The sequence below is a fragment of the Ensifer sp. M14 genome (assembly GCF_003355565.1).
Lineage (GTDB): Bacteria > Pseudomonadota > Alphaproteobacteria > Rhizobiales > Rhizobiaceae > Ensifer.
Genome location: NZ_QJNR01000007.1, coordinates 33,733 through 46,951, shown reverse-complemented (window position 1 = coordinate 46,951; position 13,219 = coordinate 33,733). Strand labels below are relative to the sequence as shown.

The following is a 13,219-nucleotide window of genomic DNA, read 5'->3' as shown; positions in this document are numbered from 1 at the left end:
GGATGTTGCCTTCGTACGCCGCGTTCAGCTCTCTTGATGAGAGCGGAATCTGTTGATGACAATCGTCGCCAGGGCCTGAATGCTGTTGCTGTTCAGGCTATCCTCATGCCAGCCCTCAAGGTCGAAGACCTCGCTGTCTTCAGCGATTGCACCACCCCAGCCGAAGAGCAGCTTGCGGGCCCGGCGGTGGGTGGCTTCGCTTCTAAACAGCAGAACGGACTTATCGTTCGTCGCTGCCGGGCGGTAGCGACGGGCTGCGTTGACCAGCAGATCGGTAACATCGGCATTGACGGCTTCTTCGGGAGAATGGGTGCCGGCCGGTAGCCCCAGGCGCTGGAGGAAGGCAAGCGTGAAGCTGAACTCCCTGAGATAGTCGACAAAACCGAGGCGGCCGGAAAAGAGCTTGCGGGTGAAGTAGCCGATGCGCTTCAGGCGGCGCTCACCGTTCCAACGCAGGCGCCGCAGCCGGGACTGCGACCTGACATAGCCCGGCGCCCAGGCATCGATGACGGCCGTGAAACGAAGATCTGCACCGCGCTGGCGCAGCTGACGGGCAATTTCGACCGCCAGCACGCCGTTGACGCAAAGCCCCATGACGCCAACCGGCCCTTTAAGAATGTCTGCGCCCATGCTGTCGACGGCGTGCCCGGCGATCTCCTCAAGTGACATCGAGGCGAGATCGCCGGTGAGGTCCGCATGGAACATGTTGGCGTTGTAGACCGACACGGTATCGCCGAGGTCGGTGGCAAGTCTGTAGTAGAGGAACGGATGGTTGAGGGTGTAGAGCGTATAGGGCGCATCGGTGCGCCCGCAGGCACTGACGGACCAGGGGCTTGCACTCGGGCCTTCCAGTTCCGTCCCTCTCGGTTCCGTTTCGCCGAACAGCGCCTTGGCAAAGCCGCCAAATGTCGGCTCCTTGAAGAGCAGCTCCAGGTCGGCCTTCGCACCAAGCTTCGATCGGGCGCCGGAGAGCATGCGCAATGCCAGAAGCGAGTGGCCGCCCAGCGCGAAGAAGTTATCGTCCGGCGCGATCGTCGGGACGCCGAGCACCTCTGCCCAGATCGCCGCAAGAGCCTTGGTCTGGTCGGGTTGCGCCGGGGCCGGCACCGGAGTGTTCGCCGGATCGAGGCGGTCGGCGACCACCGTGGCAACAGCGGTCGGCGGTACGGGAATGCGCAACGCGGTGCGATCGACGGTACCGCTGGCATCGCGCGGGAAATTGAGGAGTACGCTGATGCCGCCGGGCATGGCGGATTGGGACAGTTGCCTGCCCAGATAGTCCATCAGATGCTCCGGCAGGCGATCGAGCGGTTCCGTGGTCGTCGGGGCCGGTGTGACGAAGGCATGGGCGCGTTTTCCATCCTCTTCGAGCAGGACCACAGCCGAACCAACAGATGGATTGGCGGCTAGCATCTGTTCGATCGCCGTCGCACGCCCCGTCTCGACCGGCTGCGTCTTGATCTCCCGCGGGGGGATGGTCAGGGCAGAGAGCGCAGCCGTGGGCTGCTCCAGCGCCATTTCATAGGCTTCCTGCCAGAGCCGCAGCAGGGATTCGATCGTCGCCTTTTCGAACAGGTCGGCATTGTATTCGATGGACATGCGCCATCCGCTCGGCCTGCCGATCATGATGAAGCTCAGATCGTAGATGACGCCAGGGGATTGCGACGGCGCGCTGAGCAACTCGAAACCGCCGTACTGATGGTCTTCCAGGAAGGCCTTCTGCAGGTTGAAGTTCACTGAGATCAGCGGATTGCGCGAGGGGTCGCGGACCGGATTGACCAGTTCCACCAGCTTGTTGAACGGCATTCTGTGGTGGTTGAGCGCAGCGGTCACCGTTGCGCCTGCCGATCGCACATGCTCGGCAAAGGTGATGTCGCTGCCCATGTCGAAGCGCAGAACGACATTGTTGATGAAGACTCCGATGAGGTTCTCCAGGTCCGTCTCGTCACGCCCGGCGACCTGCGAGCCGAACATGACGGTATTCTTCCCGGTGTAACGCTGCAGCAAGGCGCTGACGACGGCGGCACCGAAGCTGTAGAGCGACACCCGGTGAGCGCGTGCCGCAGCATCGATCCGCTCGCTGAAATCGCCTGTGTTGTTGACAGAGAGGATGTTGCCGCGACTGGTCTTGACCGGCCCTCGCGGCGTATCCGGAACAACCTCGAAATATGGTGCGCCGGTCAACTGCTCGCGCCAGAACGACTTCTCGGTCTCGAAACCATAGCTGCCCAGATACTCCTGCTGCCACAGCGAGAAGTCGCCGTATTGCAACGGCAGTTCGGGTACGGTCGGCTGCCGTCCGGCATCAAGCGCCGATGCGATCTCACCGACCTCGCGGCCCAGCACGCGGATCGACCAACCGTCGAAGCAGCTCTGGTGGGCGGTGATCAGCAGAAAGCCCCGCTCGTTCTCCACCATCAGCAGCGAGACGCGGAAGAGATAGGGGCTGCTGAGGTCGAACGGCGCGCGCGCGGTTTCCTCGCCAATCGACAGGATGCGCTGATCGCGCTGATCGACGGGCACATTGCGCAGGTCGATCACCGACATCCTGAAGTCGACCTGATCGACGACCTGCTGGCAGGGCCTGCCGCCCACCTCGACGAACCGGGTGCGCAGGATCTCATGGCGCTGGATCACCGTGCGAAACGCAGCCTCCAGTGTCGAAGATCGGAAGGCGCCACGGATCTCCCAGCGGACCGCGACGTTGAGCGCCGGATTGCCCGGCTTCAATTGGTCGAGGATCCAGCAGCGCAACTGGGTCTGGGAACAGGGGAACTCCGCAATCACGGTGGGTTCGGCGGCAGGTGCAGTGTTGTTGGTCTCTTTCATGCTCTTGATACCTGCTCAAACCGGCGCCGCGCGCCATTGCGGAAATCTCTCAGCGAAGGAACTTGCGGCTGGGTGCCATTCAGTTCGCCGTCGTCGCGGGTCTCGGCAAAGGTGGCGAGTTCCGCGATGGAGGGATGCATCATCAGGTGTTTGGCCTCCAGCTGCAGGCCACTGTCCAGCATGCGGGCAGCGATGCGGAAGATGATCAAAGAATCTGCACCAAGCGCGTAGAGATTGTCCTCGACGCCGATCTCCTGCGCGTTCAGCACGTCGCGCCAGATCTCGCAGAGCCGTGTTTCCATGGCAGTGCGCGGCGGCACCCGGATGGCCGCGACCTCCCGTTGCGGCAGGCCACGCTGTTCGAGGGTCTTGCGGTCCAGCTTGCCGTTGGCCGTCTGGGGAAGAGCCTCTTCCAGCACCCAGAAACTGGGAACCATATGCGCCGGCAGGTTGGCCTCAGCATGGGCCGCGAGCATGGATGTCGTCGGCTTGCTGTTCTCGTTTTCCGGGATCACGTAGCAGACGAGCTGTTTGTCGCCGTTGCTGTTTTCGGCAGCGACGACGGCACATTGGCGAACGCCTTCTGCGCTGGAGATCGCAGCCTCGATGTCGCCAAGCTCGATGCGGAAGCCACGCAGCTTGATCTGCTGATCGCGCCGGCCGAGCAATTGCAGCGAACCATCGGCGAGCCGCCGGCCGACGTCGCCGGTCTTGTAGAGACGCTGAACCGCTCCCGTGCCGATGTCGAGATCGACGAAGGCGTTCTCGGTCAGGTCAGGCCTGGCGAAATAGCCGTTGGCGAGACCCTCGCCACCGATATGCAGCTCACCGGTGACGCCGATGGCGGCAACGCGGTTGGCCCTATCGAGGATGAGAAGTTGCGTGTTGGCGATGGGATGGCCGATGGTGATCGGCTTTTCGCCATCCTCGATCCGCTGGACGGACGACCAGATCGTCGTCTCGGTCGGGCCATACATGTTCCACAACTCGCCGCCGAGGCCGAGCAACGAAGATGCGAGTGCCTTGGGGAGCGGCTCGCCACCGCACAGCATCTTGAGGCCCGGGCGGCTGAGACCAGCCTCGACCAGCATCTGCCAGAGTGTCGGCGTCGCCTGAAGCACCGTCGCACCGCAGCTTTCGATGAGCCTGACGAGGGCGAAACCGTCGCGCACCGTGTGCCGGCCGGCAAGCACGACCTTCGCGCCTGTGACCAGCGGCAGGTAGAGTTCGAGGCCAGCGATGTCGAAGGAGATCGTCGTTACCGCGACGATGGTGTCGCGATCGGTGAGCCCGGGCTCCCGCGCCATCGACGTGAGGAAGTTGACGAGCGCACGATGAGAAACCTCGACCCCCTTCGGTGCTCCGGTCGATCCCGAGGTGAAGATGATATAGGCGGGCGTCGCCGCGTCCGTCGGCACTTTCGGTAGCGCCGTTGCCGGGCCGGCCGCACCCTGTTCGCCGTCGATGCGGATGATGGCGACGTCCTTGCCGGCCAGAGCTTCTGCACCGTCGCTGTCGCAGATCATGCCGGCAACGCTTGCAACCGCCAGTGTCTGGGACAGCCGCGTCTCCGGGTGGGCCGGGTCGAGCGGCACGTAGGCGTGTCCCGATTTCATGATCGCCAGAAGAGCGACCACCATTTCAAGCGACCGTTCGACCAGAAGGGCGATGCGCTGCCCTGGTTCCGGGACGGCCTTCTGGATCCGGCAGGCCAGCTGATTGGATCGTGTCTCGAGCGCGGCATAGGTCATCGTCTGGCCGTCGAGTTCGACGGCAATCGCCGTCGGCTGCTCGGAAGCCTTGCGGCTAAACAGCGAGAAGACGAACGCGTCGCGATCGTAGTCGGCGGTCGTGTCGTTCAGTTCCTCTGCAAGCCAGGTCTGTTCGGCTGCAGACAGAAGCGGCAGATCGTGGATCGGTCGGGTTATATCGGCGGCCAGCGCCGCGACCAGTGTCGCGAAGTGGCCAATCCAGCGTTCGATCGTGCTGCGTTCGAAGACTTCCGCATTGTAGTCGACGTCGATGCGAACGCCCGCAGGGCTTTCGGTCAGGTTGAAGAACATGTCGAAGTTGGAGAAGGCCTTGGCGTTCGAGGAAATTCTGGTCTGCAAGCCGCCGAAATCCAGATTGTCCGGCACCCGCTCCAGGTTGAACTGGATCTCGGTCAGCGGCAGGCGATGCGTGTCGCGCTTGACGCCCAGTTTGCGCACCAGCGTGCCGTACGTGTAGTCCTGGTGCTCGAAAGCGCCGAGCACGAGCTGCTGCGTGGCCTTGAGATGCTCGTCAAAGCGTCTGTCAGACGCAACCGTCTGGCGAAGCGGCAAGAGATTGACGCAGTGGCCAACGAGCGTCTGTCCGTCGAGCAGGCTCTGCCCGGCCGAAGGCACGGCAACGACGATGTCATCCTGGCCGGAGAGGCGTGAGATCATGATCTGCAGTGCCGCCAGCAAGGTGGAGAACAACGTCGCGCCGGACTTTGCACCCGCCTTCTTCAGCGCTTTGTAGGTTTCCGCCTCGATGTTTCCGGTCACGGTTCCGCCGGCAAAGCTGCGACGTTCCGACCTCGGTCGATCCAGCGGCATTTCCGGCAAATCGGGAACATCCTTGTATTGGTCGAGCCAGAACTGTTCGGTCGCGCCCGATATCTCCGCATTGGGCGCCAGATCGGTCGCGTAGGTGGCAAAGGACAGTGGTGACGCAAGGTCGACCTCGGCGTTACGTGCATAGGCCGAATAGATCGCGGCGAGCTCTTCGATCACGACATTCACCGACCAGCCATCGCAGATGATGTGGTGCGCCGTGAAGACCAGGCGGTGGCTGTCGGGAGCCATCCTGATGATGGAAGCCCTGACGAGCGGCCCGTTGGCAAGGTCGAAGGGGCTCCGCGCATCCTCATCGATCAACTGCCGGAACAACGCCTCGCCATCGCTCTCGCCGGCAAGGTCGATATCGGCGACATCGAGTTCGAAATCGGCAATGAATTCGAAATGATCGCCTGCCCGGCCGAACCGGATCTGCAATGCGTCGTGCCTCGCAACGACGGCATCGAGTGCCCGGCCAAGGCGCTCCCGATCGAGCGGCCCTTCCAAGACCATCGTGAAGGACTCATTGAAGGAGCAAGAGGCTTCATCGCCAGCCTGGGCGGCAAGCCAGATCTCCTTTTGCGCTTCCGTCAGCGGCGCCGTCGACGGCCGGGCAAATTTTACGCCGGCGGACGCTGGCGCGATTTCCTCTGGCTGGCTTTGCGTGCCGAGAATTCCGACAGATTGAAGTGCATCGAGGCTGGTGCGGAAGGCGGCGGCAATCGCCTGGAAATCCGCTTCGCTGTGGGCGGTCGTCAGGAAGCAGGGATAGCCGTCCTGAATATGGACGCCTTGCATGCGCATCTTGGCATAGAGAAGTGAGCCAAGCGGATCGTCGCTGCCAAACTCGGTGAAGAACCAGCTCTTGTAGCCGTTGACGGACCTGGCGATCCCGCGCCGGGCGAGATCCGCGTTGATCTCGGCGACCAGAGCCTGCGTGCGCTCGGCGACCGCGCCGTAGAGCGCCGCCCCCTCACCCTTGATGTGTTGGAGAACGGCACGCGCCGCAGCCAGCACCAGCGGATGGCGCACGAATGTCCCGGCAAAGAAGGTCGGCGCCGTCATCGGAACGCTATCGTCGCCGTAGTTCCAGCAGCCGCCGTCGAGCGCGTCCATGAAGCGGCTGTCGCCAACCAGGACGCCGATCGGCATGCCGCCGCCGATGACCTTGCCATAGGTCGCCATATCGCCCTTGATGCCCCAGATCGCCTGCATGCCGCCGGGATCGACGCGGAAGCCGGTGACGACCTCGTCGAAGACCAGAGCGAACTCGGACTTCGTTGCGATATCACGCAGCGCGCGCACGAACTCGACCGGCCGCAACTCCGGATGACGGCTCTGAACCGGCTCGATGATAACAGCGGCGATATCGCCGGCATTGGCTTTGATCCAGTCAAGGCTCTCGGGATCGCCGTAGCGAAGCACCGTCATGTTGGCGACGGAGGCGGATGGAATCCCTGCGGCAACGGGTATCGCCACCGGCGCGCCTGCCCGGTTCCGGCCCTTGACCAGAACCTCGTCGAACTGTCCGTGGTAATCATTGCCGAAAATCACGATCCGGTCCCGGCCGGTGACCGTGCGCGCCACGCGCATAGCCGCCATCACCGCTTCTGAACCGGTGTTGCAGAAGGTCACGCGCTCGTGGCCGGTCATCTCCGCGATCATTTCCGCGACCTCGCCGGCAAGCGGCGTTTGCGGGCCGATGGCAAAGCCGGCGTCCGCCTGCGCCTTCACCGCCTCCACGACGAAGTCCGGCGCATGTCCGAAGGCCGTCTGGCCCATGCCATTGACGAGATCGATATACTCGTTGCCATCGACATCCCAGATGCGCGACCCCTTCGACCGATCGGAAACGACGGGGAAGACGATCTCCTTCCAGTCTTGACGGAAGCCGGCAGCAGTGCGCGGATCGGCGAGCCACTTCCGGTTCTGGCCGGTGAAGCTCTTCGACTTTCCGTTCCGTGCCTCGTAGGCTGCAATCAGGTTGGCGACGAACGTCTGTTTTTCCGGGGTCATCTCGGGCGCGAGGCTCTTGGCGCCCGGACGATAGAGCTTGATACGGCCCGCTCCGATTTCGCCGCCGGCCGTGGGATCGGCCGCATCCTTCGGCACCTGCTGGGGCGCGCTCGTCGCCGTCGGATTGGCTATCGCTGCCGCCGCAACGGTCGCCGTCGCAACTGTGGTCGTAGTGGACGGCGCGGCGACGGAGCCCGTTGCCTGAAGCACCTGGAGCTGCTGCGAAACGACCGCCTGCAGCATCTGCAGTTGCGACTGCAGGACGGCCTCGATGCCGGCTGCAGGCGCGGCCATTGTGACGGGGGCAACCGGAAGAAGCGGGAGAACCTGTGCGGCGACGGGCGGGGCGGCTGCGGTCGGGAGCGGCAGGGTGACTTCAGCTGCGGCAGCCACTGACGCCGGCGCCGGCTGCGGCTCAGGCGGCAGCTGCCGATCGAGGTGTGCAGCCAGATCCTGGATGGTCGGAATGTTGCTGAGCAGTTCCCGGAACGAGAGCTTGATCTTGTAATCCTTCTCGATCCTCTGGGCGAACTGGCCGATGAAGAGCGAGTCGAAGCCGAGTTCGAGGAACGTCGCACCCGCTTCGCCCGGTCCAAGCGCCTCTCCCGACATGTCGCTGAGCAAGGTGATGAGCGAGGTTTGCAATGCAGGGATACGGCTTGCGGCAACGGCTGGTGTAGCAACATTCATGATTTTCATCCCGTCAAACGGTTGCGCTTGAGTGTCGGTGGAAGACGGCTCGGCGGCAGGGAGCTGCTCGATCGACGATGCCGGCCGGCTTTCGCCGCGCCGCGCCGAGGCAGGCGCGTCGATCCAGTGGCGCTGCCGCTGGAACGGATAGGTGGGCAGAATGAGGGGCGCGCTGCGGGCTGCCGCCGACGCCGGCCAGTTGAGGTCGCAGCCCGCCATCCAGAGCTTGCCATGGGCTTCGGCGAGCGTGTTGCCGGCGGCATGCGCACGGTCATGTTCCGGCAGCGACTGGACGACGGCGCTGACCGCATCGCGGCCGAGCGTCTGTGCGGCGAAGACCGACAGGGTGCGGCCCGGCCCAACCTCCAGCAAGACAGGTTTCCGCCCATCGCAAAGGGTCGCCAGTCCATCGGAAAACCGGACGGCGGCACGGCAATGTTTCGCCCAATAGTCGGGCGACATGCCTTGCTCGCCCGTCTGCCAGGCGCCGGTGACGCAGGAGATGTAAGGCGTAATCGCCGTGCCGTAGGTGACCTTTGCCGTCTCCTCGCGCAGGGCATCGGTGACGCCGTCCATCATTGCCGAATGAAATGCATGCGAGGTGTGAAGCCGGCTGAAGGCGACACCTGCGCGCTCCATCGCAGCGCACGTCGCATCGACGGCATCGAAAGTTCCGGAAATCACGCAGAGTTTCGGCGCGTTCACTGCGGCGACCTCGACCCCGTCGCCGAGATAAGCTGAGACGGTCTGCACATCGGCACGCACGGATACCATCGCGCCCTGAGGCTGCGACTGCATCAAACGTCCGCGCGCAGCGACGAGCCGCAATCCGTCCTCGAACGAGATGACATTGGCCAATGTCGCGGCGACGAATTCGCCAACGCTGTGGCCGATCATCGCGTCGGGTTTCAAGCCGCGGCTCATCCACAGGCGCGCCAGCGCGAATTCGACGAGGTAGAGGCAAGGCTGGGCGATGCGGGTTTCGCGCTGCTCGTCGGCCATGGCCTGGCTGACGGTGCCACTGTGGCAGATGAAATCGCGCAGGTCCGTCTTCAGCGGTGCCCGGAGCAGATCGGCGCCCCGATCGATCCAGCGGGTGAATTCCGGTTCGCGGCTGTAGAGCGCTGCTCCCATGCCGACATATTGCGAGCCCTGGCCGGGGAACATGAAGGCGAGCGGCGGACGGTCGGTCACAACGGCGCTCGCCACCCGTTCATCCCCGAGGCGCTCGATCGCCTGCTCGATATCGTTGACGGCAATCGCGGTGCGATGGCTGAAGGCGCGCCTTCCGGTTTGCAGCGTGTGCGCGACCTGCGCCAGCGGCAATGCCGGGTTGGCCTGCAGGTGATCGCGCAGGTTCGCCCGCATGGCTGCAAGTGCTGCCTCGTTGCGGGCGGACAATGGCAGGATAAACGGTCCCCGCGCCTGAGGGTCTGCATCACCCCGCGATGCCGGCGCCTGCTCCAGCACGAGGTGCACATTGGTACCTCCGACGCCGAACGAGCTGATGCCGGCGCGGCGCGGACCCTCGGTAACCGGCCAGTCGGTGGTGCTGGCAGGAATGTAGAAAGGACTGTCATCGAGATTGATGCGCGGGTTTGGCCGTTGATAATTCGCCATTCCCGGTATTTTGGCGTGATAGAGCGCCAGCGTCGTCTTGATCAACCCGCAGACACCGGCGGCGGCATCGAGGTGACCGACATTGCCCTTGACCGAGCCCAATGCGCAATGCTGCCGCATGTCGCCAACATCGGCAAAGGCGGCGCGCAATCCGCCGAACTCGATGGGGTCGCCGAGCGGGGTCGCGGTGCCGTGGCATTCGACATAACCGATCGTCTGGGGATCGACGCCGGAATTTGCCAACGCCGACGATATCGCATCCGCCTGCCCCTCGACGCTCGGCGCCGTAAACCCGATCTTGTCCGAACCGTCGTTGTTGATGCCGTAGCCGCGGATGACCGCGAAGATCCGGTCTCCATCCTCAAGGGCGTCTTCCAGCCGTTTCAGCAGCACGATGCCGGCACCGCTGCCGAAAACGGTTCCGGCCGCCTGCTCGTCGAACGGCCGGCAGATGCCATCGGGCGAGACCATGCCGCCCTCCTGGTAGATGTAGCCACGCCGCTGCGGAATGGTGATCGACACCCCGCCCGCAAGCGCCATATCGCAGCTATAGGTCAGAAGGTTCTGGCAGGCCTGGGACACCGCCAGAAGCGACGTCGAGCAGGCTGACTGGATCGCGATTGCCGGTCCGCGCAGATTGAACTTGTAGGCGATCCTTGTCGCCAGCACGTCCGTCAGTGAACCGACGATCTGCTGAAAGCAGCCGATCTGGTAGTTGGAGGTGAACTCCTCGGCTTTTGCCCGTTCGCCCAGGACATTGTTGATGAGATAGGTCGGCATCGACGCGCCGGCGAAAACGCCGATCAGACCCGGATAACGGTGGGGATCATACCCGGCCCGCTCCAGCGCTTCCCAGCAGACCTCGAGGAAGACCCTGTGCTGCGGGTCGGTCACCGCCGCCTCGCGCGGGAACATGCCGAAGAACTCGGCGTCGAACATGTCGATATCAGGAAGCTGCGGTCGCGCCGGGACATAGTTCGCCGCAGCGCGTTCCTCGTCAGTAAAGGCGTCCTCGATTTCGTCCGGTCTCAGTTTCGAAAATGCGTGCCGCCCCTCGCACACCAGATCCCAGAGAGCCTCGACCGACGGGGCGCCCGGAAAACGACCGGACATGCCGATGATCGCAATGCCGGTCACGTCCTGGTCGTTGCGATCGGAACCGCGCGCGTCGTCCGCACCATTGAAAACCGTCATGAGGCGCTCCTGCGGAAGTGGGACATGTTCTTTTTCTGGCGCGCCGCACGTTCGGCCGCCGTCATCGCGCGGGCACTGGCAGACGACTTTCCGTCAAGAAAATCAGCCAGTTCGCGAACGGTCGTATGCTTGAACAGCGCGACCACATCGATCGGTCGGGCAAGCTTTGCCTCCAGCGCCGCGTGCACCCGCATCAGCTGCAGCGATGTGCCGCCGAAATCGAAGAAGTTGCGATCAAACTCCACGGCCTGAAGGCCAAGGACGCTGCACCAGAGTTTTTGCAAGACCGCCTCGGTTCGGCTGGCGACGGGCGCGTTTTCGGCGGGCAACGCATCCACCGGCAGCGGCAGCCTGGCACGGTCGACCTTGCCCGACTGGTGCAGCGGCAATTGATCGAGCACGATCACTGCACTCGGGATCATGTAGGCGGGAAGACTGTTGCGCAGCCTCTCCATCACGCCACGGATCAGCTCGGCATCATCTGCCCGCGTGCCCTCGCGCGGGCACAGGTAACCGACGATGCGCTTGTGCGACTGATCCAGATGCTGGCAGATGACGACGCCATCGGCGAGCCGGGGATCGCGCCGCAAGGCGGCTTCGATCTCGTCAAGCTCGATGCGTTTTCCATTCAACTTGATCTGCCGGTCCCGCCGGCCCCGAAAGAGGAGGATGCCGTCGTTGCCGAGCACGGAGAGATCGCCCGTCAGATAGCCGCGCACATCGCCCTCATCGGTGCGGATCGTCACGAACCGCTCCGCCGTCAGTTCGGGACGCCGGAAGTAACCGATGGCGACCCCTTCGCCGGTGAGAACAAGCTCCCCCTCCATGCCGCGCCCGACCGGGCGATGGTCCTCGTCGACAATCAATATTCCGGTGTGGCTGACGGCGCGGCCAATCGGCACATCCTTGCCGTCGAACGCGGCGGGGATGTCGAAGGCGGTGGCGATGACAGTGATTTCCGTCGGGCCGTAGCCGTTGGTCAGGCGGCACTCCGGATGCGCCTTCTGAAAACGTTTGACATGTTCGGCCGAGGCGACTTCGCCGCCGAACATCAGGTGCCGCAGCGTCGGCAGCTCGCCGCAGGAGAAATCGGCGAGCAGGTTGAACAGACCCGTGGTGATCAGGGAGACGGTGACGCCATTGTCGCGGATGACGTCCCGAAGCCGGCCGATGGAGAAATTTCCGTCCGGCAAACCGGCAATGGTGCCGCCATTCGTCAACGTGCCCCAGACCTCGAAGGTGGCGATGTCGAACGCGATGGTGGCCGCATGCAGCACGACATCGCCGCTGCCGAGCTCGACATAGTTCTGATCGAGCGCGAGCCGGGTGATGCCGCGATGCGGAATGGCGACGCCCTTCGGTCGGCCGGTCGAACCCGACGTGTACATGACGTAGGCCATGTCGCCGCCGGCGACAGCCACGGGTTCGAACGGCTTCGCCTGAGCGCGGGAGAGATCGGCAACGAGGGCATGGAGGTCGGCGATCGTGCCTTTGACGCTCGGAACCTGGCGCATCGTAACAAGGGTGCAGGTATCGACAAAGACCACCTTCGGCTCGCAGTCGCCGACGACGTAGTCGAGGTGGTCGACAGGAAAGGTCGTGTCCAGCGGCAGATAGGCAGCGCCTGCCTTCAGGATGGCCAGCATGGCGACGATCGTCTCAAGGGACCGCGGAACGAAAAGACAGACGATGTCGCCCTTTGTCACGCCCTGGTCGGTCAGGTAAGCGGCGAGCGCATCGGACAGAGTGTCAAGTTCGCCATAGGTGATCGAGTAATCGTCGAAGATGATTGCCGTTGCCTGCGGCGCCGCCTGGGCCTGCTGATGAACGATGGCATGAACCGAGCGCTCCGGATCGTAGGACACGGTTTCCTGGGAGCGACCCGTCGCGCGCCCGGACATCGCCGCCGAACCGTCGCCTCCGGAAAATTGGAACTCAGCCATACTTCGCCTCCTGTTCCTCTCGCTTCACCGCCTGGCGGAAAGACCCAGACGTCCTCCCGGCAACAGACGGCCGGCGAAATTTGCTGCAATGCCGTCGTCTGCCAGAATTCCATGGTGGCGAAAAATGAACAGCTGATCATTGGGATAGCCGCATCGATACCCGGCGATCAAAAGGGTTAGCTCCCCTTAGTCCTTAGGGGGATGCGACCCGGGGAGATATGCGGACAACCCGTCATGCCATGCAGACAGAACCGTTTGTTTTCGCTTTGTTTTCATGCGCTTCCAGATGCGCCCGCGGCACTGGACCTTGAGGATCGGGCGGGGCTAAGACGATCGACCGCGCCG

The 13,219-nt window shown here is 63.7% G+C and carries 3 protein-coding genes; all 3 read right to left on the bottom strand.

Annotated features, from left to right (window positions below; translation table 11 throughout):
* Positions 1-24: 24 nt before the first annotated feature.
* From BLJAPNOD_RS22040 to BLJAPNOD_RS22030, 3 genes are read right to left on the bottom strand one after another with little or no spacing between them, the layout of a single operon-like run.
* Positions 25-2,829, bottom strand: coding sequence for a condensation domain-containing protein (locus BLJAPNOD_RS22040; RefSeq protein ID WP_115421496.1), 2,805 nt, complete (start codon positions 2,827-2,829; stop codon positions 25-27).
* Positions 2,826-10,931: a non-ribosomal peptide synthetase/type I polyketide synthase gene (locus BLJAPNOD_RS22035; protein ID WP_115421495.1), complete on the bottom strand. Its 8,106-nt coding sequence runs from the start codon at positions 10,929-10,931 to the stop codon at positions 2,826-2,828. The genes BLJAPNOD_RS22040 and BLJAPNOD_RS22035 overlap by 4 nt, the downstream gene beginning before the upstream one ends.
* Positions 10,928-12,874 (bottom strand): non-ribosomal peptide synthetase, encoded by a 1,947-nt coding sequence (locus BLJAPNOD_RS22030; protein WP_115421494.1) that lies wholly within the window; start codon positions 12,872-12,874, stop codon positions 10,928-10,930. The genes BLJAPNOD_RS22035 and BLJAPNOD_RS22030 overlap by 4 nt, the downstream gene beginning before the upstream one ends.
* Between the last annotated feature and the right edge of the window lie 345 nt (positions 12,875-13,219).